Genomic DNA, 22860 nt, shown 5'->3' on the forward strand with positions numbered 1-22860 from the left:
ACTTTTGGCTAGTGGATGGCCCGCTATCGAGCCGACCGGCCAGGAAGGAATTTTGTGCGCTTCGTCATTGCTATCGCGGCATTTCTCGTCGCCGCGGTCATGATCGGCGTTGGGGTCGCCCAACGCACCGTGTGGGCCCCCGCGCCCAACATCACCGCATCTGCCGACATCCGCCCGAGTGCGCCGTACGTCGTCATCTCGGGTACGACCCTGAATGCCAATGAGGGTCAACAGACCCTCGATGTGAGCGGCGCGAACGCGCCATTCGTAGCATACGGTCGCACCGCCGACGTGATGGCGTGGATCGGCTCCGAGCCATATGAGCGGTTGAGCTACGACCCCGCCACGAAGTCGCTGACGGGCAAGGTGCTCACTGGGAGCCCTGACTCGACGCCTTCGCCGTCCGCGAGCGCCACCCCCACGCCGAGCGCCACCCCCGGTGCTACTTCGTCGCCGAGCGCGTCGTCCTCCGCGGGCGCATCGGCGTCAGCGTCGGCACCCGCGCCCAACCCGAACGGCAGCGACCTGTGGCTCGAGCAGTTCACCGGTGCGAAGGCGGCGAAGACGACGATGAATGTGCCAGACGGCGTCAGCGTCATCATCGCGACCGACGGTGCCCACCCGGCACCGAAGAACGTGTCTGTGACGTGGCCGATGGACACGCGTACGCCCTGGGCCGGCCCACTGATCGTGATCGGCGGTCTCCTCGCGATCGCGGGCATCATCTTCTACGTCCTCGCGATCCGGTTCCTGCGGCGCGGTCGCGGGCCGCGTCGCGGCGGTGGTCGTCGAGCACGGCTGCCGCGGCAGACTCGTGCCGGCGGTGGCGGCGGCGAGGTCCTGGCCGCTGGTCCGGACCCGCGCGGCCGGCGTGCGGTCGGGCGCGGCATGATCGCGGTCCCCGTCGTTCTGGCCGGTGCGCTCACCCTTGCCGGGTGCTCGTCCGATTACTGGCCGTCCGTCGGGCAGCAGCAGACGTCGACCCCGACCGCGACACCGATCACGACACAGCTGCCGGGTGACGGCGCTGCCGGGCAGCCGGCGCCGGCTGTCACCGAGCCGCAGCTGCGCGACATCGTCGATCGCGTGGCCGCGACGGCGAAGCAGGCGGACGCGACCGGCAATGCGACCCTTGCCGCGACGCGGTTCACGGGCGCCGCTCTCACCGAGCGCGAGGTCAACTACAAGATCCGGAAGGCGAAGCCGAACTACGCCGCCACCGCGGCGATCCCGACTGACGCGAAGCTCAGCGTCTCTCTGCCGCAGGCGACCGACTCGTGGCCGCGCACGGTCAACGTGATCGTCTCCGACGCCTCGAACGCGAAGGCCGCTCCGCTCGATCTCGTCCTCACCCAGGCGACGCCGCGTGACAACTACAAGGTCGCGTACTCGGTGACCATGCTTGCCGGGGCCAAGATCCCTGACGTGGCGCCGGCGAGCATCGGCGCCTCGATCGTCCCGCCGGACTCGAAGCTGCTCTCCGTTCCACCCAGCAGGCTCGCCTCCGACTATGCGAGCGTGCTGCTGTCCGGCGCGAAGAGCCCGAGCTACAAGCTGTTCGAGGAGTCGGCGGACGGCCTCGCCAAGCAGGTCGGAGCCGCCTACAAGGCGCAGCAGCAGGCCATGCTGGTGAAGAAGAAGGCGGCGGCGAAGCTGTCGTTCGCGGACAAGGCGGGCTCCGATGCGCCCATCGCGTTCGCGACGAACAACGCCGGTGCGCTCGTCTCCACGACCGTGCAAGAGGCCCAGACCATCAAGCCGACCGATCCTGCGGTGCAGATCACGCTGAACGAGACCGATGGACCGACGGCGGCACTCACCGGCGTGACCAAGACCAGCAAGGGATTGGAGACCGATTACAGCTACCAGCTACTGTTCTACGTACCGCCTGTCGAGACCGGCCAGCAGGTTCAGCTGCTCGGTTTCACCCAGGCCGTGATCGGTGCGAGGGAGCTTTAGCAGTGAGCGATGATCGGACGCGTGGCGTGAGCCTGCGCGGGGCCGTTGACCTGTCGAGCCTCGTGAGCCGGGCCGAGAAGCCCGCCGCGGCTTCCGGTGCGGGGGCGGAGTCCGAGGGCTCCGGCGCGTCCCGGCTCGTCGTGAGCGTCGACGACCGCAGCTTCAACGACCTCGTTGAACTGTCGGGCACGGTCCCCGTCGTGGTCGACCTGTGGGCCGAGTGGGCCGAGCAGAGCACGCGGCTCTCGGCCGCACTCATCAAGCTCGTACGAGAGTACGCCGGGCGCTTCGTGCTGGCCCGGGTCGAGGCGGAGCGCAGCCCCCAGCTGGCTCGCGCGTTCCAGGCCCAGCAGGTCCCGACGGTCGCTGCCGTGATCGCCGGCCGGCCGATCGGCCTGTTCGTCGGCGAGCTGCCGGAGCCCGAGCTGCGCGACGCGATTGAGCAGGTTCTCGCCTTCGCGGCGCAGAACGGCGTGACGGGCACGGTTCCCGTCGATGACGCTGACGACGCCGATGCGTCAGGCGAGCCTGCCGCCCCCGCCGAGCCTCCGCTGCCGCCCCTGCATCAGGAGGCGTTCGACGCGATCGACCGCGGCGACTACCCCGCGGCGATCGAGGCGTACAAGAAGGCGATCGCGCAGAATCCGGCCGATGACGACGCAAAGGCCGGCCTGGCCCAGGTCAGCCTCCTCGATCGTCTGCAGGGCAAGGTGCTCGAAGACGTCCGAGCTGCCGCCGCTGCGGCGCCCGCCGACGTCGAAGCACAGCTCGACGTCGCCGACGTCGACCTCTCGGGCGGCCACGTCGAGGACGCGTTCGATCGCCTGCTCGCGCTGTTCCCCGCTCTTGACGCCGAGGGCAAGGCTCGCGTCCGCGAGCGCATCGTCGAGTTGTTCGAGGTCGTCGGCTCGGCGGATCCTCGCGTCGCCAAGGCACGCGGGCGCCTCGCCAACCTGCTCTATTAGGCGCGGCTAGCTGCCCGAGCCGGGCTGCATCCAGGTCCAGGCGCGCGGGCGCACCTGATCGAACGGGGTCAGGGCGCTCACCGCCGCGTCGTCGGCGTCGAAGACGGACGGCGGCACCTCGGCCATCGCTGCGAGGTGCTCCGCCGCGCGGGTGTCGTCTCTTCAGACGGGGGACGGCGGCGTCGGGCGCAGGAACACGGCGCCGAGCGGTGGCAGCCGCAGCCGCACGCTCGCGGAGCGGCCGTTCCACTCACGTTCCTCCGCCTGAATGCGGCCGAGGTTGCCGACGCCGGAACCGCCGTAGGCCGAGGCATCCGTGTTCAGCACTTCGTCCCACGGCCCCGCGAACGGCAGCGCGAGCTGGTAGCCCTCATGCGGCGCGCCCGAGAAGTTGAACGCGCAGGCGATGGGGCCGTCTTCACTCCAGCGCAGGAACGCGAGCACGTTGTGCTCCGCGTCGCCGGCCTCGAGCCATTCGAAGCCGCGGGGCTCGGTGTCGTAACGCCAGAACGCCGAGTTGCCGCGGTACACGCGGTTGAGGTCGCCGACGAGCTCGGCGAGCTGCTTGTGATCGGGGTTGTCGAGCAGCGCCCAGTCGAGTCCGGTGTTCTCGTTCCATTCGGCCCACTGCCCGAACTCCTGCCCCATGAAGAGCAGCTGCTTGCCGGGGTGCGCCCACATGAAGGCGAGGAACGCCCGCAGGTTCGCGCGCTTCTGCCAGTGGTCGCCGGGCATCTTCTCGATCAGCGAGCCCTTGCCGTGCACGACCTCGTCGTGACTGATCGGCAGGATGAAGTTCTCCGAGTACGCGTAGACCATCGCGAAGGTCATCTCGTTGTGGTGGTACGAGCGGTGCGCGGGGTCGCGGCTGATGTACTGCAGCGAGTCGTGCATCCAGCCCATGTTCCATTTGAAGCCGAAGCCCAGGCCGCCCTGGCTTGTCGGACCCGTGACGCCGTTCCAGCTGGTGGACTCCTCAGCGATCATCATGATGCCGGGGTAGCGCTTGTACGCTGTCGCGGTCGTCTCCTGCAGGAATCCGATCGCTTCGAGGTATTCGCGACCGCCGTGGATGTTCGGGGTCCACTCGCCGTCGTTCCGCGAGTAGTCGCGGTACAGCATCGACGCGACCGCGTCCACCCGCAGGCCGTCGACGTGAAAGGTCTCGAGCCAGTAGAGGGCGTTGGCGTACAGGAAGTTGCGGACCTCGGTGCGGCCGAAGTCGAAGACGTAGGTGCCCCAGTCCTTCTGTTCGCCGAGCCGCGGGTCGGCGTGCTCGTACAGCGGCTGTCCGTCGAATCGAGCAAGCGCCCAGTCGTCCTTGGGGAAGTGGCCCGGAACCCAGTCCATGATCACGCCGATGCCGGCCTGGTGCAGGCGGTCGATCAGATAACGCAGTTCGTCCGGGTGGCCGAAGCGGCTGGTGGCCGCGTAGTAGCCGGTCACCTGATACCCCCACGAGCCGGTGAACGGATGCTCCGCCAGCGGCATGAACTCGACGTGGGTGAACCCGAGCCAGCCGACGTAGTCGATCAGCTGGTCAGCGGCCTCACGGTAGCTGAGGCCAGGGCGCCACGAGCCGAGGTGCAGCTCGTAGATCGAGATCGGCTTGTCGTGATGGCTGGTGCGGCGCGCCTGCATCCAGTCGTCGTCGCCCCAGGTGTGCGAGCTGCGCCCGACGACCGACGCGGTTGCGGGCGGAACCTCGGTGTACTGCGCGAGCGGATCGGCCTTGCGCACCCACTCGCCCCACTGCGTGCGGATATCGAACTTGTACAGCGTGCCGACGTCAAGTCCCGGCACGAACAGCTCCCACACGCCACTCGACCCCATCGAGCGCATGGTGTGACCCGTGCCGTCCCAGCCGTTGAACTCGCCGACGACACGGACCGCGGTGGCGTTCGGCGCCCAGACGGCGAACGCGACCCCGGTCGTCGACGCCGACACGCCCCAGTGCTCGCGCACGTGCGCGCCGAGCGCGTTCCAGAGCTCTTCGTGCCGTCCCTGAGAGATCAGCCAGGTGTCGCCTTCGCCGAGCGTGGGGGAGAACCGGTACGGGTCGTCCGCCGTCCATGTGCTGCCGTCGTCGTACTCGGCCTCCAGCACGTAGTCGGACCTGCCAGTGATGGACACGCCCTCCCACACGCCATGGCCGACGTGCGCGAGCTCGACATGCGCGCCCGACGCGAGCACGGCCGAGACCCGGCGTGCGAGCGGCCGCAGGGCGCGGATGATGGTCACGGGATCGGTGACATTTGTGCTGTCGATCGGGTGCTGGCCGAGCACGGCGTGGGGCTCGTGGTACCGGCCCTCGGCGAGCGCCTGCAGGATGCTCTCGTCGATGCGGGGCAGAACGATGCTCATCAGCTGGGCTCCTTCACGTGGAGGACGTGCACGGGCTCGTAGAACGCGTCGAGGCGCACGTAGTTGCGCGCTGACCAGTTCCACCGCTGACCCGTGACGAGGTCGCGTACTTCGAATTCGGTACCCGGCTCGAGCCCCAGCGCACGCACATCGAGGTGCACGATCGTCTCGCGCACCGAGTGCGGGTCGACGTTCGCCACGACGATCACGGTGTCGGCTCTGCCTGAGCGGGTGAAGCGACCGGGCAGGTGCTTCGAGTAGACGAGCACCGCGTCGTCCTCCGAGCCGTGCAGCGTGAGGTTCCGCAGCTGTCGCAGGGCGGGGTGCGCATCGCGCGCCTGGTTGAGCATCGTCAGGTAGGGCGCGAGCGAGTCGCCCGACTGCTGCGCCCTGGCGAAGTCACGGGGACGGTACTCGTATTTCTCGTTGTCGATGTACTCTTCGGCACCGGGCCGAGCGACAGACTCGAAGAGCTCGAAGCCCGAGTAGACGCCCCAGACGGGCCCCGCGGTGGCGGCGATGGCGGCGCGGATCTTGAACGCGGGCCGGCCGCCGAACTGCAGGTACTCGGTGAGGATGTCGGGGGTGTTCACGAAGAGGTTCGCGCGGTAGTACGGCGCCCAGTCGTGGGAGATGGTCGTGAGGAACTCTTCGAGCTCGGCGCGCGTGTTGCGCCAGGTGAAGTACGAGTACGACTGCTGGAACCCTGCTTTGGCGAGCGTCTGCATCACGGCGGGGCGGCTGAACGCCTCGGCGAGGAACACGACCTCGGGGTGGCTCGCGTTGACGTCGTGGATCAGCCATTCCCAGAATCTGAGGGGCTTCGTGTGCGGGTTGTCGACGCGGAAGATACGGATGCCGAGCCCGATCCAGTACTCGACGATTCGCCGCACCTCGCGGCGCAGCCCGTCGTAGTCGTTGTCGAAGTTGAGGGGGTAGATGTCCTGGTACTTCTTGGGCGGGTTCTCGGCATACGCGATCGTGCCGTCGGGCAGTGTCGTGAACCACTCGGGGTGCGTCGTGACCCAGGGGTGGTCGGGGGATGCCTGGAGCGCGAGGTCCAGGGCGACCTCCAGTCCGGACAGCTCGGCCTTGCCGAGGAAGAACTGAAAGTCCTCGACCGTGCCGAGGTCGGGGTGGATCGCGTCGTGCCCGCCCTCGGCGCTGCCGATGGCCCAAGGGGAACCCGGGTCGCCGGGCGCTGCCGTGAGCGCGTTGTTGGGGCCCTTGCGGAACGACGTTCCGATCGGGTGGATCGGGGGCAGGTAGACGACGTCGAACCCCATCGCGGCGACCTCGGGCAGCCGCGCGGCGGCCGTGCGCAATGTGCCGGACTGCCAGCTGCCGTCTGCGCGCCGCTTCGCGCCGATCGAGCGGGGGAAGAATTCGTACCACGACCCGACTCCGGCGCGCGTGCGCTCGACGACGATCCGTCGCGTCGCGGAGAGCGTCTGCAGGCCGACCAGCGGACGCTCCGTGAACAACTCGGTGAGACGGCGTTCGGATGCCGCTGCGAGGCGCTCGGCGGCGGAGGCGTTCGTGTTCCGCAGCGCCGCGGCCACGTCGTCGAGGTAGCGGCGTTCGGCCTTCTGGCGCCGCTTGTCCCGTGCCGCGCGCTCGGCGAGCAGCGCGCCCTCTTCGAAGGTGACGGCCTCGTCGACACCCACCGGGATCTTCTTGTCGGCGATAGCGCGCCAGGTCGCCCACTCGTCGGCCCACGCCTGCATGCGGAAGCGCCACTCGCCTTCGCCGTCGAGCGCGGCGAGCACGCCCCATCGGTCGGGATGCTCGGGGCCGAGCGGAGCCATGCGATGGCTCGTCTGCTCGCGGGATGGTGAACGCAGCAGCAGGTCGACGCCGATCAGGTCGTGACCTTCGCGGAATGCGGTGATCTCGAACGGCACAATCTCGCCGCTGAACGCCTTCGCCGGGAAGGTGCCGCCGTCGATTTCAGGCGACGGTTCGAGAAGAGGGATCCTGCCGAGAGTCGGGGTGAAGGCATCCGCACTGTTCGCCACGATGCGAACCTATCGCGTCTCGTCTGCAGCGCGTTACCCTCTGGAAACTCGGCGCCGTTATGGTGACCGGTGTGAAGGCCATCCGCAGATTCACCGTCCGCGCCGTCATTCCCGAAGCCCTTTCGGCGCTCGAGGAACTCGCTCTCAATCTGCGTTGGTCGTGGCACCGGCCGACGCAGCGGTTGTTCCGCGCCATCTCGGAAGAGGCATGGCAGGCGGGGCACGACCCGATTCAGCTGCTCGGCGCCGTCGAGCCGGCCCGGCTCGACGAGCTGGCACGGGACCAGGGATTCGTCAACTGGGCCAACGAGCTGCGCGACGACCTGCGCCGCTACATCGCCGAGCCCCGGTGGTATCAGGGCCTCGAGGGCGCGCCGGAATCGGTCGCGTACTTCTCTGCAGAGTTCGGTGTGGCTGCGGCGCTGCCGCAGTACTCGGGCGGCCTCGGAATCCTCGCGGGCGACCATTTGAAGTCCGCCTCCGACCTCGGCATCCCTTTGATCGGCGTCGGCCTCTTCTACCGCAGCGGATACTTCAAGCAGTCGATCTCCGCCGATGGCTGGCAGCAGGAGTCGTACCCCGTGCTCGACCCGGACGGACTCCCGTTGTCGGTGCTCCGCCAGCCCGACGGCATGGCGGCGCGCGTCTCGCTGGCGCTTCCCGACAACCGCGTGCTGTACGCGCGGGTGTGGGTCGCAGACGTGGGCCGGGTGAAGCTGCTGATGCTGGACACGAACATCCGCCAGAACGATGAGGACCTGCGCTCGGTCACCGACCGGCTCTACGGCGGCGGCGGCGAGCACCGTCTGCTGCAAGAGCTGCTGCTCGGCATCGGCGGGGTCCGCGCCCTCGACCTGGCCGTCGAGCTGCTCGGCCTGAAGCGCCCGACCGTGTTCCACACGAATGAAGGCCACTCCGGGTTCCAGGGTCTCGAGCGCATCTCGAACCTCATCGGCGACGGCCTCAGCTTCGACGAAGCGCTGCAGGTGGTGCGCGCGGGCACCGTGTTCACGACCCACACTCCGGTGCCGGCCGGCATCGACCGCTTCGAGGTGCCGTTGATGCAGCGGTACTTCTCGACGGCCGAACTACTGCCCGGCGTCTCGTTCGAGCAGGTGCTCGGCCTCGGCGTCGAGTCCCAGATGGGCGGCCCCGGCAACGTGTTCAACATGGCGGTGCTCGGCCTGCGCCTCGGCCAGCACGCCAACGGCGTCGCGAAGCTGCACGGCGCCGTCTCGCGCGAGATGTTCTCGCCCCTGTGGCCGGGCTTCGACGTCGCCGAGGTGCCGATCACGTCCGTGACCAACGGCGTGCACGCGCCGACGTGGGTCGACACCACGCTCGCTGCTCTGGCGGAGGAGGTGCTCGGCTCGGCGGACACGACGCGGGTCGACTGGAACAGCGAGGCGCTGACGAACGCGCAGCTCTGGGCGGCGCGCAATGAGATGCGGGCGGCTCTCGTCGCCGACGCGCGGCGACGGGTGCGCGCGGCGCACGAGACGACGGGCGGCATCGCTCCGGCGTGGACCGAGCGGGTGCTCGAGCCCAGTACCCTCACGATCGGCTTCGCGCGGCGCGGCGCGACCTACAAGCGGCTGACGCTGATGCTGCATGACAAGGAGCGGCTGAAGAGCATCCTCGTCAACCCGGAGCGGCCGGTGCAGATCGTGATCGCGGGCAAGGCGCACCCCGCCGACGACGACGGCAAGCGCCTGATCCAGGAGATCTACGACTTCGCGGACACCCCGGAGGTGCGCGACCACATCGTCTTCCTGCCGAACTACGACATCACGATGGCGCAGACGCTCTATCCCGGCACCGACGTGTGGCTGAACAATCCGCTCCGGCCGATGGAGGCGTGCGGCACGAGCGGCATGAAGGCCGCGCTCAACGGCTCCCTCAATCTGTCGATCCTCGATGGCTGGTGGGACGAGTACTTCGACGGCGAGAACGGCTGGGCGATCCCGTCCGCCGATGCCGCCGGCGACGCCGGTGAGCGCGACGCGCTCGAGGCGAACGCCCTGTACGACCTGATCGAGCACCAGATCGCGCCGCTGTTCTACGAGCGCGATGCCGACGACGTGCCCGCTCAATGGCTCACGCGTGTGCGCTACGTGCTGAGCACCCTGTCGCCGCAGCTGTCGGCCGACCGCATGGTGCAGCAGTACGTCACCGAGCTGTACTCGCCCGCGCACAAACTTGCGGTCAAGGTCGAGGCGGACAGCTGGGCGGCGGCACGGTCCCTCGCGGCGTGGAAGGCGCGGATCGCCGCCGAGTGGCCGCGGGTGTCGGTAGCGCACGTCGAGTCCGGCGGGCTCGATTCGGTACCGCAGGTCGGCGATGAGCTGCATCTGCGGGCGCACGTCACCCTCGGCGCACTCACGCCGGAGGATGTGCGAGTCGAGGTGGTCTACGGACACAGCGAGAGCGGCGACGAGCTTTCTGCCGTGCGCGCGTCGGACCTCGACGTCGAGCCCGACGCCGCTGGGTTGGACGGCGCCCAGGCGACGGTCTTCGGCGGCACTGTGAAGCTCGACCGTGCCGGCTCGTTCGGCTACACCGTGCGCGTGCTGCCGCGGAACGAGCTGCTCGCGTCGCCGGCCGAGCTCGGGCTGGTCGCGTCAGCGCACTGAGGGCCGGGCGGCCCGGGCACGTCGGTCTCGGCCGACCGCTCAGGGGCGCCCCGCGCAGCGGAAGAACAGCATCGAGGTCGGCCCGACGGGCACGATCTCACCCGGCTTGAACGTCTCGCTGTGAGGCCGCGGCGTCTCGTCGGTGCTGTCCCACAGCAGCTCGTAGGCGTCGACGCCGTCGTGGACGGGCAGCGTGACGTGCACGGGCGTCTCCAGCGCGTGCACGACGAGCAGGATGCGGTTGAAGTCCTCGAACTCGGGCGTCGAGGCGGCGACGTACTGCAGGGTGCGCGCTGACGGGTCCTGCCAGTCCGCGAGGTCCATGGTGTTGCCGTCCGCGTCGTACCAGTCCATCTGGCTCGACTGGGGCACGCGCTCGCCGAGCACGGCGTAACGCACCGGTCGCACGGCGGGGTTCTCCCGGCGCAGCCGGATCAGCTCGCGGGCCACGTCGGCGAGCTGCAGCGCGGCTGCATCGTGCTCCCACGACAGCCAGCTGAGCTCGCTGTCGTGACAGTAGGCATTGTTGTTGCCGTGCTGAGTGCGGCCGACCTCGTCGCCGGCCGTGAGCATCGGAACACCCGCCGAGAGCAGCAGCGTGCCGAGCAGGTTGCGCATCGACTTTCGCCGCTCGCGGAGGATCACAGGATCCGTCGTCGGCCCCTCGACGCCGTGGTTGAAGGAATGGTTGTTGTCGGAGCCGTCGCGGTTCGACTCGCCGTTGCCGAGGTTGTGCTTGCCGTCGTACGAGACCAGGTCGGCGAGTGTGAAGCCGTCATGGGCGGTGACGAAGTTGACGGATGCGAGCGGCCCGCGCTCAGTGCTGAACGTGTTCGACGACCCGGCGAGCCGGCTCGCGAACCCGCCGATGCCGGTCGACGCGTGCCCGCTCGTCCGCGCCTCGGCGATGTCGCGCAGCCAGAACTGTCGCACCCGGTCGCGGTAGCGGTCGTTCCACTCGCTCCACCCGCGGGGGAAGTTGCCGGTCTGCCAGCCGCCGAGTCCGACGTCCCACGGCTCGGCGATCAGTTTCACGTCGTCGAGCTCCTCGTCGTCGACGAGGCCGTTGGTCAGGGGATGGTCACGGGTGTACGCGCCGCTCTCATCGCGGCCGAGCGTGGCGGCGAGGTCGAAGCGGAAGCCGTCGATCTGGCACTCGTTCGCCCAGTACCTGACCGAGTCGCGCACCAGCTCGCGCGTGACCGGCCTGCCGAAGTCGACCGTGTTTCCGCAGCCCGTCACGTCGTAATACGTTCCGTCGTCGAGCTGGCGGTAGTACGACGAGTTGTCGATGCCGCGAAAACTCGATCGCGGGCCGCCCGGGCCGGCTTCGCTCGTGTGGTTGTAGACGACGTCGAGCCACACCTCGAGCCCCGCCTCGTGCAGCAGTTTGACCATGCCCTTGAACTCGCGCAGCACGGCGGTGGCCCCGGCCTTCTGGGCGTTGCGGCTCGCGTACAGCGAGTGCGGCGCGAAGAATCCGACGGTGTTGTAGCCCCAGTAGTTCGAGAGACCGAGCCGCGTGAGCCGAGGCTCGGAGACGAAGTAGTGCACGGGCAGCAACTCGACCGCGGTCACGCCGAGGCCGGTCAGGTACTCGATCGACGCGGGGTGGGCCAGTCCGGCGTAGCTGCCGCGCAGTTCTTCAGGCACGGCGTCGTTGAGCTTCGAGAACCCCTTCACGTGCGTCTCGTACACGACGCTCGCATCGAGGCGGTGGCGCGGGCGCCGCGATGCGCCCCAGTCGAACGACTCGTCGATCACGACCCCGCGCCACTCGTTGGCGCGCACGAGGTTGATTCCCTTCGCGTACGGGTCGAGCAGGAACGTGGCCGGGTCGAAGGCGTGCCGCGGCCCCTTCGGGCCGTCGACCCGCAGCGCGTAGCGCGTACCGGGCGTGAGGCGCTCGGACGACGCCTGCCAGACATTGTTCGCGCCTCGGGCCAGCGGAACGCGCTCGGTCACCCAGTCAGGATCCTTCGGGTCGAACAGGCACAGCTCGATGGAACTCGCGTTCTCGCTCCACACCCTGAGGGTGCCGCCCGCCTCGGTGACGGTCACGCCGAGCGGGCTTCCCTGGGGCGCTTCGGACATGGTGTCTACAGTAGTGAACCGTGGGCGTTTACCTTGATCATGCGGCCACCACCCCGATGCTCCCGGAGGCGATCGACGCCTTTGCGCGCGCGATGCATGAGGTGGGGAATCCGTCGTCGATTCATTCCGCCGGGCAGGACGCGCGCCGCCGCCTGGAAGAGGCGCGCGAAGAGGTCGCGGCGTCGCTCGGCTGCGACCCGATCGAGGTCGTCTTCACATCGGGCGGAACCGAGGCGATCAACCTCGCGATCAAGGGCATGTTCTGGGCATCGGATGCGACGCGCATCGTCGCTCCCGAGGGTGAGCACCACGCCACCATGGACACCATCGAGTGGCTCGCGACGCACGAGGGCGCGCAGCCCGCGTGGGTGCCGCTCGATTCCGACGGCTTCATCGATACGGATGCGTGGACCGAAGCCATCGGCGCAGGCGACGCGGCCCTCGCCTCCGCCCTGTGGGTCAACAACGAGGTGGGCACCATCGAGCCCGTCGACGCGCTTGCCGCGGCCGCGGCTGCAGCGGCCGTGCCGTTCCACGTCGACGCCGTCGCGGCCTACGGTCACCTGCCGATCGACTTCCGTTCGCTCGGCGTCGCGGCGCTCTCGGTCTCCGCGCACAAGATCGGCGGCCCGGTCGGCGTCGGAGCGCTCGTGCTCTCCCGAGCGGCGAACGTCGTGCCGATCGTGCACGGCGGGGGTCAGCAGCGGAATGTGCGGTCGGGTACGCAGGACGTCGCGGCCGCCGTATCGTTCGCCGCGGCGGCATCCGCTGCGGTTCGGGCTCTCGACTCCGAACGCGCGCGGGTCACCGCTCTGCGCGACCGGCTGATCGCCGGGGTGCGTGCTTCCGTCCCCGCCGCCCGGCTGTCCGGCCCCGAGGGCGAACTGCGGGTCGCGTCGAACGCGCACTTCACGTTCCCCGGCGCACAGGGTGACTCGTTGCTGTTCCTGCTCGACGCGGCGGGAGTCGCCGTGTCGACCGGCTCGGCGTGCCAGGCCGGAGTGCCCGAGCCGTCGCACGTGGTGCTGGCCATGGGGCGGCCGGCGGCGGAGGCATCCGCCTGTCTGCGCATCACGCTCGGCCGTACGACGACCGACGCCGACGTCGATGCCTTCCTCGCGGCCCTTCCAGACGCGTACTCGCGCGCTGCGCAAGCGGGCCTCACGACCCGCTGACCGCTACCAGCGCCGCGTGAACGGGAGCGGTTTGCGCATGCGAATGAGCAGCAGCAGCGGGAAGACGATGTACGGCAGGTTGAAGGCGAGGAACACCCCGACGTTCGGCGTCGCCTGGCCTGCCGGCCCGAACAGCTCGACACCGAAGATCGGGATACCGGTCAGCGAGATGATCATCGTCGCGTAGATGACGCTCGGCAGTTGGATCCAGTTCCAGCCGCGCACCAGTGAGATGTTGAGCAGTACGTAGAAGATGACGTAGGCGAATGCCGAGGTGCCGCTGATGAAGCGCAACCACAGCGGATGCGACTGATACAGCGGGTCGAAGTTGCTCGCGTACCAGAAGTTCCACTGCACCAGAAGGTTCGGGGAGTTCGCGACCTGCGGCAGACCGAGCCCCTCGACGGAGTCGCTGATGATGCACGTGACGATGAACGCGATGAAGATCACCAGGAAGACGATGTCGGCGGGACGCTGCCGCAGTGGGAGGTTCTCAGTGCGTACGGGGCGGGGGTCGGCGGTGAGAGTCGTCACATAATCGAACGTACTCTGCGCGGTTCTTGGCGCGGGGTGCACTCGCGGCTGTAGTGTCACCGGAAATACCTAGGGAGTTCGATGGCACCCATACTCGCCGACACCGACATCACGACCGCGACGATCGTCTCGGTGGGTGCGCTCAGTGTGCCGCCGCACGTCGTGTGGCGCGGCTTCGCCGAGCGCGAGGTGCTCGAGCAGTGGTACGGGCCCACCGACGAGCCGGCGCACTTCGAGAACCATGAACTGCGCGCGCGCACCCGCTCGCTGTACCGCGTTGCTGACCGGGACGGCAGCGAGCGGCTCGGCTACCTGCAGTTCATCGCGGTCGAGACAGATCGGCGGCTGATCTTCACCGATGGCAAGCGCACCGAGTCGGGCGACTTCGGACCCGAATTCCTGCATGCGGTCGTCGAGCTCGAGCCGACGAGCTCCGGCACGCGGATGTTCGTGACGCAGAGCTTCGCCGACCGGAACGACATGGAGCAGCTGATGCTGAGCCAGCTTGAGGCGGTTGTCAGCACCCTTTCGTAGGCTGTACGCATGCGTGTTCTTGCGGCCATGAGCGGGGGAGTCGACTCTGCCGTCGCGGCGGCGCGGGCGAAAGACGCGGGCCACGACGTCGTGGGCGTGCACCTCGCGCTCTCCCGCATGCCGGGAACCCTGCGTACGGGTAGCCGAGGCTGCTGCACCATCGAAGACGCGATGGACGCGCGCCGGGTGGCCGATCTCATCGGAATCCCGTTCTACGTGTGGGATTTCTCCGAGCGGTTCAAGGCTGACGTGGTCGACGACTTCATCGCCGAGTACGAGGCCGGGCGCACCCCGAACCCGTGCATGCGCTGCAACGAGCGCATCAAGTTCGCGGCTCTGCTCGAGAAGGCGATCGCGCTCGGCTTCGATGCGGTCGTGACCGGCCACTACGCGTCCGTCGTGACCGATGCGTCGGGGAATCGCGAGCTGCATCGCGCCGCGGCCTGGGCGAAGGACCAGTCCTACGTGCTGGGCGTGCTCACCGCCGACCAGCTCGCGCACGCCATGTTCCCGCTCGGGGCGACTCCCTCGAAGGCCGAAGTGCGCGCCGAGGCGGAGGCGCGCGGCTTCGCGGTGGCGAAGAAGCCCGACTCGCACGACATCTGCTTCATCCCCGACGGTGACACGCGCGGCTGGCTGGGCGAGCACGTCGGCATCTCCAATGGTGCGATCGTCGACCGCACCGGGGCGAAGGTCGGCGACCACCAGGGTGCGCATGCGTACACGGTGGGTCAGAGGCGGGGGCTCAACCTCACAGTGCCCGCGCCCGACGGTCGTCCGCGGTTCGTGCTCGAGGTGAAGCCGTCGAGCAACGAGGTCGTCGTCGGCCCGAAAGAGGCACTCGACATCGCGGAGCTGGCAGGGTCGCGCTTCACCTGGGCGGGCCGTGCGCCCGAGCATCCGTCGACGCCCTTCGACTGCGACGTGCAGATCCGCGCCCACGCCGACCCGGTCCCGGCCGTCGCCGTCGTCCGTGACGGCGAGCTCCTGATCACGCCGCGCGAGCCGATCAACGGAGTGGCGCCGGGCCAGACCGCGGTGCTCTACGTCGGCACGCGCGTGCTCGGGCAGACGACGATCGCGCGCACCGTGTCGGCGGTTCCCGTCAGCAGCTAGCGGGTCGCGTCAATGGCCTGCCCGTGTCGGTGGCCGTCGCTAGCCTGAACGCGTGGCAGAACTGACTCAGCAGCAGGCCGCGGCGGAGGTCGACGATCTCACCGACCGGATCAACGGTGCGCGCGAGGCCTACTACGGCGAGAACGCGTCGCTCGTCGACGACGCGACCTACGACGGGTGGATGCATCGTCTCGAAGAGCTCGAGCGCTTGTTCCCCGAACTGGCCAGCCAGGACTCGCCGACCCAGACCGTCGGCGCGGCCGAGGTCACCGGCCTCGACACGATCGAGCATGCCGAGCGCATGCTCAGTCTCGACAACGTGTTCTCCCTCGACGAGCTCCGCGAGTGGTGCGCGAAGGCGCGGGAACTGGCGGGGCGAGAGGTCGAGTGGCTCACCGAGCTCAAGATCGACGGGCTCGCGATCAGCCTGCGGTACGAGAACGGCGTGCTGACCTCGGCGGCGACGCGCGGCGACGGGCGCATCGGTGAGATCGTGACGGAGAACGCGCTGAGGCTCACCGACATCCCTGAGCGGCTGTCGGGCTCCGGGCACCCGCCCATCGTCGAGGTGCGTGGAGAGGTCTTCATTCCGGTCGCGGCGTTCGAGCGGTTGAACGAGCTGCAGGCCGAGCTGCGCGAGCGGTATCTCGCTGAGGCGCAGCAGCGGCATGAGGCACGGCGGCTCGATCTGCCGTTCGATGTCGAGCGGGCGAAGACAGCGGCAGGGCGCCGATTCCCGGCGTTCGCCAACCCGCGCAATGCCGCGAGCGGCGGCCTCAGGCAGCAGCTCGACAAGAAGAAGACCGCGCTCGAGCGCGAGGCCTCGATCGCCCGCCTCGGGTCCCTGCGGCTGTATGTGCACGGCATCGGCGCGTGGCCGAACCCGCCCGTTGCCGCACAGAGCGAGGTCTACGAGCTGCTCAAGTCATGGGGCCTGCCGACGAGCCCGCACACGAAGGTGTGCCAGACCGTCGACGAGGTGGCCGAGTTCGTCGAGCACTACGGCGCGGCGCGGCACTCCGTCGAGCATGAGCTCGACGGCATCGTCGTGAAGGTCGATGAGCTCGCTCTGCACGACGAGATGGGCGCCACAAGCCGAGCCCCCCGTTGGGCGATCGCATTCAAGTACCCGCCCGAAGAGGTGCAGACCAAGCTGGTGAACATCGTCGTGTCGGTGGGCCGCACGGGGCGCGCGACCCCGTTCGCTGTCATGGAGCCGGTGCGCGTCGCCGGCTCGGTCGTGCGCCAGGCGACGCTGCACAACCAAGACGTCGTGAAGGCGAAGGGCGTGCTGATCGGCGACACGGTGGTGCTGCGGAAGGCGGGCGATGTGATCCCCGAGGTGCTCGGGCCAGTCATCGAGCTGCGCAGCGGTGACGAGCGCGAGTTCGTCATGCCGTCGGTGTGCCCCGAGTGCGGCACCCCGCTCGCGCCCGCCAAAGAAGGCGACATCGACCTGCGCTGCCCCAACGCGAAGTCCTGTCCGGCTCAGGTGCGCGGTCGCGTCGAGCAGATCGGCAGCCGGGGCGCACTCGACATAGAGGCGCTGGGCGAGGTCTCGGCGGCGGCGCTCACCCAGCCTGAGAAGCCCGAGACGCCTCCGCTCATCACGGAAGCCGGTCTGTTCGAGCTGACTGTCGACGATCTCCTGCCGATCGAAGTCGTCGTCCGAGACGTCGAGACGGGCCTGCCGAAGCTCGAAGACGACGGCGAGGCGAAGGTCCGCACTCCGTTCCGTCGGGTCGAGCTGAGCTACCCGCCCGAGGCTGAGGGGCTCGATGCGGCAGCCAGGCGCAAGGGCGGCTTCCGGAAGACCTACGCCAACGTTCACCCGTCGGTGCAGGCGCTGACGCTGCTCGATGAGCTCGAGAAGGCGAAGACGAAGGAGCTGTGGCGAAAACTGGTGGCGCTCAATATCCGGCATGTGGGGCCGGTCGCGGCGAGAGCCCTGGCGGGCTACTTCGGGTCGCTCGACGCGATTCGCGCAGCGTCCGTCGACGAGCTCGCGCAGGTCGAGGGCGTCGGGCCGATCATCGCGCAGGCGGTGATCGACTGGTTCGAACTCGACTGGCACGGTGAGATCGTCGAGCGCTGGGCGGCCGCCGGGGTGCAGTTCGCGACCCCCGGACACCCGGGGCCCGGGGCCGCGGAGGAGGGCGGCGGCGTGCTCGCGGGTCTCACCGTCGTCGCGACCGGGTCGCTCGACGGCTTCTCCCGCGATGGTGCGAACGAGGCGATCATCGCTGCGGGCGGCAAGGCCGCGTCGAGCGTGTCGAAGAAGACCGACTACGTCGCCGCCGGGCCGGGTGCGGGCTCGAAGCTCGCCAAGGCGGAAGAGCTCGGCATCCCGATCCTCGATGCGGCTCAGTTCGCGCTGCTCGTGACGGAGGGGCCGGCGGCGTTGTCGCTCTGAGCGAGGTCCAGCGTCATTGGTCGGCTTCTGTCCCCGCGGTGCGTTCGAGGTAGCGTTCGACGCGCCTGTCGGGCACGAGCCAGACGAGCGCGACGATGACCGGCGGAATGAGTCCCGCCCATGGAACGAGATACGCGAGGGCGATGCCGGCCAGGTACATGAACGGAGACAGTTTGCCCTTGAGGTCGCGGCCGAGCGCCTCACGCAGGTCCCCGCCCGTCGGGGTGCGGAAGATGGCCTGCTGCAGCAGGAAATAGGCGGCGGCTGCACCGAGCAGGTTGATGCCGTAGACGACGGTCGGGTCGCGAGCGACTGACGACTGATCGAGCCAGCGCTGGGTCAGCGGCACGAGCGACAGCCAGAAGAGCAGATGCAGGTTGGCCCAGAGCACGGCGCCGTCGACCCCGCGGACAACCTGGAACAGATGGTGGTGATTCGACCAGTAGATGCCGACGTACGCGAAGCTGAGCAGGTAGGTCAGCAGGCCGATTCCGGTCGAGTGCCACAGCTCGGCGAACGAGTAGCCCCCGTCTGGCAGCTTCAGCTCGAGCACCATGATCGTGATGATGATGGCCATCACGCCATCGCTGAACGCCTCCAGACGGTTGCTCTGCATCCGCCGATCATGCCCTACGCCGGTACTTCGTCGTCATGGTGTAGCTCTTGTGCGGCCCCACGACGGTCCAGGTGAGCGACCAGGCATCCGATGGCCCGTCCGCGCCGGCCAGGCGCCCGTCGTAGCTGTCGGGGGAGCACCAGTGCGAGATCGGGCCTGCGGCCCAGGGGTGGAAGTCGCTGCCGTCGTCGAAGGTCACCGTCCACGGGTCATCCATTCCGTCTGACGGATTCCTGTCATGGTCGGCGCGGACCAGATAGAGAGTCCGCTCGACCGGTGTCGTGCCGTCGGCCCATTCGAGCACTCCGTGCTCGGCCCACCGGATGCGCCCATCGGCGAGCGGGGTGAACTCCGCCTCCCCGCGAGCCCGGTAGTCGGTGGCGGACGCGCGATCGCGAATCGCGCGCTCGAACCGCCACGTGCCGATGAGTGCGCCCGGTTCCACGATGGTCGAGTTTAGGCAAACGCCGCTCAAACTAGGATGGGCGGGTAACCCTCCCGAACGTTCGACGGAGCCGCATGTCTGAAATCAGCACCGAACTGGTGCGTCACCTCGCGGGGCTCGCCCGCATCGATCTGTCCGAAGCCGAGCTCGAGAGCCTCACCGGTGAGCTGGCGCAGATCGTCGACAGCATCGCCAAGGTGAGCGAGGTGGCGACGCCCGACGTCCCTGCGACGAGCCACCCGATCCCGCTGTCGAACGTGTTCCGCGAGGACGAGGTGCGGCCGTCGCTCACCGTCGAGCAGGCGCTCTCCGGCGCGCCGGAGCGCGAGGGCGACCGGTTCAGGGTTCCGGCGATCCTGGACGAGGAGCAGTAAGCGCATGACTGAACTGATCAGGCTCAGCGCCGCCGAGCTCGCGGACAAGCTGGCGGCACGCGAGATCTCCAGCGTCGAGGCGACGCAGGCCCACCTCGATCGCATCGCTGCGGTCGACGGCGATGTGCATGCCTTCCTGCACGTCTCGGCCGACGCCGTCGAGACGGCGAAGACCATCGACCGGCGCCGCGCCGCCGGCGAGCAGCTCGGCGCTCTCGCGGGCGTTCCGGTCGCGATCAAAGACGTGCTCGCCACGAAGGACATGCCGTCCACCTCGGGCTCGAAGATCCTCGAGGGCTGGCAGCCGCCCTACGACGCGACGGTGGTCGCGCGACTGCGCGGCGCCAATCTCGTGCCCCTCGGGAAGACGAACATGGACGAGTTCGCGATGGGGTCGTCCACCGAGCATTCGGCCTATGGCCCGACGCACAACCCGTGGGATCTGACCCGCACGCCGGGCGGTTCGGGCGGTGGCTCATCGGCTGCCGTCTCGGCGTTCGAAGCGCCGTTCGCACTGGGCAGCGACACCGGGGGAAGCATCCGTCAGCCGGCGGCCGTCACCGGCTCGGTCGGTGTCAAGCCGACCTACGGCGGCGTGAGCCGCTACGGTGCGATCGCCCTCGCCAGCTCGCTCGACCAGGTGGGCCCCGTGAGCCGCACCGTGCTCGACGCGGCGCTTCTGCACGACGTGATCGCCGGTCATGACCCGCTCGACTCGACGTCGCTCACTGATCGGTGGCCCTCGATGGCCGAGGCGGCGCGCCGTGGCGCGGCCGGCGAGCGGCTGAGCGGTCTCAAGGTAGGAGTCGTGCGGGAGCTCTCGGGCGAGAGCGGTGGCTTCCAGGCGGGTGTGAAGCGGCGCTTCGATGAGACCGTCGCCGCTCTCACGGCGGCGGGCGCCGAGGTCGTCGAGGTCGCCGCGCCGAGCTTCGAGTACGCGGTTGCGGCGTACTACCTGATCCTTCCCGCTGAGGCGTCGAGCAACCTGGCCCGCATGGACTCGGTGCGCTTCGGCCTGCGCGTGAAGCCCGAGTCGGGCACCGTGAACATCGAGCGCACGATGAGCGCGACCCGTGACGCGGGCTTCGGCACCGAGGTGAAGCGCCGCATCATCCTCGGCACCTATGCCCTCTCGGCGGGCTACTACGACGCCTACTACGGCAGTGCGCAGAAGGTGCGCACCCTGATCCAGCAGGACTTCGCGCAGGCGTTCGCGCAGGCCGACGTGCTCATCAGCCCGGCCGCGCCGACGACGGCGTTCGAGCTCGGCTCGCTCATCGACGACCCGCTCGCGATGTACCTGAACGACGTCACGACGATCCCGGCGAACCTCGCGGGCATTCCGGGAATGGCGATCCCGATGGGTCTCGCGCCCGAAGACGGGCTGCCCGTCGGCCTGCAGCTGCTGGCCCCGGCCCACGAGGACGCACGACTCTACGAGGTCGGCGCCGCGATCGAAACGCTGTTGACGGATGTCTGGGGCCACAGCCTGCTCAGCCAGGCCCCCGAACTCAAGGAGGTCGCCCGCTGATGGCGAAGGACAAGCTTCTCGACTTCGACAAGGCGATCGAGCTGTACGAGCCCGTGCTCGGCTTCGAAGTGCACGTCGAGCTCAACACGAAGACGAAGATGTTCTGCGGCTGCGCGAACGCGTTCGGTCAGGGCGCGAACACGAACACGTGCCCGACGTGCCTCGGCCTGCCCGGCGGCATGCCACAGGTGAACAAGAAGGCGATCGAGTCGAGCATTCGTCTGGGTCTTGCGCTCGGCTGCGAGATCGCGGAGAACTGCCGGTTCGCCCGGAAGAACTACTTCTATCCCGACCTCGCGAAAGACTTCCAGACTTCGCAGTACGACGAGCCGATCGCGTTCGACGGTCAGATCACGCTCGAGCTCGAGTCGGGCCGCGAGGTCACGGTGTTGATCGAGCGTGCGCACATGGAGGAGGACGCGGGCAAGCTCACCCACGTCGGCGGGGCGACGGGGCGCATCCAGGGCGCGGACTACTCACTCGTCGACTTCAACCGGGGCGGCGTGCCGCTCGTCGAGATCGTGACGAAGATGATCGAGGGTGCGGAGTCCGATGCACCGGAGATCGGCCGGGCCTATGTCGCGGCGATCCGCGACGTGGTCCGCTCGCTCGGCGTGTCGAACGCGCGGATGGAAGAGGGCAACATCCGTTGCGATGCGAACGTCTCGCTGCGGCCGCGCGGCTCGACGAAGCTCGGCACTCGCACCGAGACGAAGAACGTCAACTCGCTGCGCTCGGTGGAGCGCGCAGTGCGCTACGAGATCCAGCGGCAGGCGGCGATCCTCGAGGCGGGTGGCACGATCACCCAGGAGACGCGTCACTGGCACGAAGACACGGGTACGACGAGCGCAGGGCGCCCCAAGTCCGACGCCGACGACTACCGCTATTTCCCAGAGCCCGACCTCGTGCCGGTCGCGCCGAGCCGCGACTGGGTCGAAGAGCTGCGCGCCACTCTGCCCGAGCCGCCCGCGGCGCGGCGCGCGCGGCTGCGTGAGGCATGGGGATTCACGAAGCTCGAGTTCCAGGACGTCGCGAACGGCGGTCTGCTCGACGTCGTCGAGGAGACCATCGTGGCGGGCGCGGCCCCGGCCGACGCGCGAAAGTGGTGGACCGGCGAGCTCACCCGCATCGCCAACTCGCAGGGGGTCGCGGTCGATACGCTCGTCAGCCCCGCCGATGTGGCGCAGCTGTCGGCGTTGATCGCGCAGGGCGACCTCACTGACCGTCTGGCCCGTCAGGTGCTCGAAGGCGTCGTCGCGGGCGAGGGTTCGCCGGCTGAGGTCGTCGAGAGGCGCGGCCTCAAAGTGGTCTCCGATGACGGTGCGCTGATCGCCGCGATCGACGAGGCCCTGGCGGCCCAGCCCGACGTGCTCGCCAAGATCCAGGACGGCAAGGTGCAGGCCGCCGGCGCTGTGATCGGCGCGGTCATGAAGGCGATGAAGGGGCAGGCCGACGCGGCGCGGGTGCGCGAACTGGTGCTGGAGCGCGCGGCGCAGTAGGCGCACGCGGGCGGAGGAAATCGTCGGGCACGGGGCTGGACGCGGCCTGGGCTCGCGTCTAGCGTGACGCCCATGCAGCATGCCACTGATGGCCGCCCGAGCGGCTACACGGCACTCACCCCGTACATCGTCGTCGACGACGCGGCCGCCGCGATCGCCTTCTATGCCGCCGTGTTCGGCGCCACCACCGTGAGCAGGCTGGAGGGCACAGCGCCCGACGGCTCCACGTACATCGGCCAGGCCGAACTCGACTTCGGCGGTGCAGGGCGTCTGCAGGTCTCGGACCCGCAGCCCGCCTTCAGGCTCGTCGCACCCGACCGGGCCGCGCCCGGCATCAGCCAGTCGCTCATGATCTACGTGCCCGATGTCGATGCGACGCTGGTGCGCGCCGTCGAACTCGGGGGCGAGGTGAAGGAGGAGCCGACCGACTTCGTCTCCGGTGACCGGTTCGGCGCCTTCATCGACCCGTTCGGGCGGCGCTGGGCGGTCATGACGCGGGTCGAGGATCTGAGCGGTGACGAGTCGGCGCGGCGCGTCGAGGACTGGTGGCAGCAGATCTCGTCGCCGGTGTCGAAGCAGGAGTGACGGCT

Annotated in this window: 17 protein-coding genes; 11 read left to right on the top strand and 6 right to left on the bottom strand. The window is 68.9% G+C overall.

Annotated features, from left to right (window positions below; translation table 11 throughout):
- Window positions 1-54: 54 nt before the first annotated feature.
- Window positions 55-1959 carry a hypothetical protein gene (locus ACFOYW_RS05365; protein WP_390227718.1) on the top strand — a complete coding sequence of 635 codons (1905 nt, stop codon included), beginning with the start codon at window positions 55-57 and terminating at the stop codon, window positions 1957-1959.
- Window positions 1960-1961: 2 nt separating this feature from the next.
- A complete protein-coding gene (locus tag ACFOYW_RS05370; protein WP_390227719.1) occupies window positions 1962-2924 on the top strand; it encodes a tetratricopeptide repeat protein in 963 nt (320 codons plus the stop codon).
- Between the two features lie 162 nt (window positions 2925-3086).
- Here ACFOYW_RS05370 and glgB read toward each other — a convergent pair whose 3' ends face one another.
- On the bottom strand, window positions 3087-5288 hold the full coding sequence (gene glgB / locus ACFOYW_RS05375; RefSeq protein ID WP_390227720.1) for a 1,4-alpha-glucan branching protein GlgB: 2202 nt from the start codon (window positions 5286-5288) through the stop codon (window positions 3087-3089).
- Window positions 5288-7306 (bottom strand): alpha-1,4-glucan--maltose-1-phosphate maltosyltransferase, encoded by a 2019-nt coding sequence (locus ACFOYW_RS05380; RefSeq protein ID WP_390227721.1) that lies wholly within the window; start codon window positions 7304-7306, stop codon window positions 5288-5290. The genes glgB and ACFOYW_RS05380 overlap by 1 nt, the downstream gene beginning before the upstream one ends.
- Before the next feature lie 71 nt (window positions 7307-7377).
- On the opposite strand from ACFOYW_RS05380, the gene glgP reads away from it, so the two are divergent.
- Entirely contained in the window at window positions 7378-9939 is a 2562-nt protein-coding gene (gene glgP / locus ACFOYW_RS05385; protein ID WP_390227723.1) for an alpha-glucan family phosphorylase, read from the top strand.
- 39 nt (window positions 9940-9978) lie between these two features.
- Here glgP and glgX read toward each other — a convergent pair whose 3' ends face one another.
- A complete protein-coding gene (gene glgX, locus ACFOYW_RS05390; protein ID WP_390227724.1) occupies window positions 9979-12033 on the bottom strand; it encodes a glycogen debranching protein GlgX in 2055 nt (684 codons plus the stop codon).
- A 20-nt stretch (window positions 12034-12053) separates the two neighbouring features.
- On the opposite strand from glgX, the gene ACFOYW_RS05395 reads away from it, so the two are divergent.
- The gene (locus ACFOYW_RS05395; protein ID WP_390227726.1) at window positions 12054-13208 is read left to right on the top strand and encodes a cysteine desulfurase family protein; all 1155 of its coding nucleotides are present in this window, start codon (window positions 12054-12056) and stop codon (window positions 13206-13208) included.
- 3 nt (window positions 13209-13211) lie between these two features.
- On the opposite strand, the gene ACFOYW_RS05400 is transcribed toward ACFOYW_RS05395, so the two are convergent.
- Window positions 13212-13742, bottom strand: a complete 531-nt coding sequence (locus ACFOYW_RS05400) for an EXPERA domain-containing protein (protein WP_390227727.1) — start codon at window positions 13740-13742, stop codon at window positions 13212-13214.
- An 81-nt stretch (window positions 13743-13823) separates the two neighbouring features.
- Here ACFOYW_RS05400 and ACFOYW_RS05405 point away from each other — a divergent pair, with 81 nt between their 5' ends.
- The 3 genes from ACFOYW_RS05405 to ligA all read left to right on the top strand — a co-directional run bounded on the left by ACFOYW_RS05405 (window position 13824) and on the right by ligA (window position 17805).
- Window positions 13824-14276 (top strand): SRPBCC family protein, encoded by a 453-nt coding sequence (locus ACFOYW_RS05405; protein WP_390227728.1) that lies wholly within the window; start codon window positions 13824-13826, stop codon window positions 14274-14276.
- Window positions 14277-14285: 9 nt separating this feature from the next.
- Complete coding sequence (gene mnmA, locus ACFOYW_RS05410; RefSeq protein WP_390227730.1) at window positions 14286-15392, top strand: tRNA 2-thiouridine(34) synthase MnmA; 1107 nt, start codon at window positions 14286-14288, stop codon at window positions 15390-15392.
- Between the two features lie 181 nt (window positions 15393-15573).
- Complete coding sequence (gene ligA / locus ACFOYW_RS05415) at window positions 15574-17805, top strand: NAD-dependent DNA ligase LigA (protein ID WP_390227902.1); 2232 nt, start codon at window positions 15574-15576, stop codon at window positions 17803-17805.
- Window positions 17806-17818: 13 nt separating this feature from the next.
- On the opposite strand, the gene ACFOYW_RS05420 is transcribed toward ligA, so the two are convergent.
- Both ACFOYW_RS05420 and ACFOYW_RS05425 read right to left on the bottom strand, forming a co-directional pair.
- Window positions 17819-18421 (bottom strand): TMEM175 family protein, encoded by a 603-nt coding sequence (locus tag ACFOYW_RS05420; RefSeq protein ID WP_390227732.1) that lies wholly within the window; start codon window positions 18419-18421, stop codon window positions 17819-17821.
- 7 nt (window positions 18422-18428) lie between these two features.
- A complete protein-coding gene (locus ACFOYW_RS05425; protein ID WP_390227734.1) occupies window positions 18429-18866 on the bottom strand; it encodes a DUF6314 family protein in 438 nt (145 codons plus the stop codon).
- A 74-nt stretch (window positions 18867-18940) separates the two neighbouring features.
- On the opposite strand from ACFOYW_RS05425, the gene gatC reads away from it, so the two are divergent.
- From gatC to ACFOYW_RS05445, 4 genes are all read left to right on the top strand, one after another.
- Window positions 18941-19240, top strand: coding sequence for an Asp-tRNA(Asn)/Glu-tRNA(Gln) amidotransferase subunit GatC (gene gatC / locus ACFOYW_RS05430; RefSeq protein ID WP_390227736.1), 300 nt, complete (start codon window positions 18941-18943; stop codon window positions 19238-19240).
- A 4-nt stretch (window positions 19241-19244) separates the two neighbouring features.
- On the top strand, window positions 19245-20771 hold the full coding sequence (gene gatA, locus ACFOYW_RS05435; protein WP_390227738.1) for an Asp-tRNA(Asn)/Glu-tRNA(Gln) amidotransferase subunit GatA: 1527 nt from the start codon (window positions 19245-19247) through the stop codon (window positions 20769-20771).
- On the top strand, window positions 20771-22270 hold the full coding sequence (gene gatB, locus ACFOYW_RS05440) for an Asp-tRNA(Asn)/Glu-tRNA(Gln) amidotransferase subunit GatB (RefSeq protein WP_390227740.1): 1500 nt from the start codon (window positions 20771-20773) through the stop codon (window positions 22268-22270). The genes gatA and gatB overlap by 1 nt, the downstream gene beginning before the upstream one ends.
- A 72-nt stretch (window positions 22271-22342) precedes the next feature.
- Window positions 22343-22855, top strand: a complete 513-nt coding sequence (locus tag ACFOYW_RS05445) for a VOC family protein (protein WP_390227741.1) — start codon at window positions 22343-22345, stop codon at window positions 22853-22855.
- Window positions 22856-22860: the final 5 nt, after the last annotated feature.

Source organism: Gryllotalpicola reticulitermitis (assembly GCF_042651345.1).
Lineage (GTDB): Bacteria > Actinomycetota > Actinomycetes > Actinomycetales > Microbacteriaceae > Gryllotalpicola > Gryllotalpicola reticulitermitis.

Bases quoted from the DNA above. Each gene is read 5' to 3' on its own strand.
- glgB (WP_390227720.1), bottom strand. From the start codon at position 5,288: ATGAGCATCGTTCTGCCCCGCATCGACGAGAGCATCCTGCAGGCGCTC.
- ACFOYW_RS05405 (WP_390227728.1), top strand. From the start codon at position 13,824: ATGGCACCCATACTCGCCGACACCGACATCACGACCGCGACGATCGTC.
- mnmA (WP_390227730.1), top strand. From the start codon at position 14,286: ATGCGTGTTCTTGCGGCCATGAGCGGGGGAGTCGACTCTGCCGTCGCG.
- glgX (WP_390227724.1), bottom strand. From the start codon at position 12,033: ATGTCCGAAGCGCCCCAGGGAAGCCCGCTCGGCGTGACCGTCACCGAG.
- gatA (WP_390227738.1), top strand. From the start codon at position 19,245: ATGACTGAACTGATCAGGCTCAGCGCCGCCGAGCTCGCGGACAAGCTG.
- gatB (WP_390227740.1), top strand. From the start codon at position 20,771: ATGGCGAAGGACAAGCTTCTCGACTTCGACAAGGCGATCGAGCTGTAC.
- ACFOYW_RS05445 (WP_390227741.1), top strand. From the start codon at position 22,343: ATGCAGCATGCCACTGATGGCCGCCCGAGCGGCTACACGGCACTCACC.
- ACFOYW_RS05420 (WP_390227732.1), bottom strand. From the start codon at position 18,421: ATGCAGAGCAACCGTCTGGAGGCGTTCAGCGATGGCGTGATGGCCATC.
- gatC (WP_390227736.1), top strand. From the start codon at position 18,941: ATGTCTGAAATCAGCACCGAACTGGTGCGTCACCTCGCGGGGCTCGCC.
- ligA (WP_390227902.1), top strand. From the start codon at position 15,574: ATGCATCGTCTCGAAGAGCTCGAGCGCTTGTTCCCCGAACTGGCCAGC.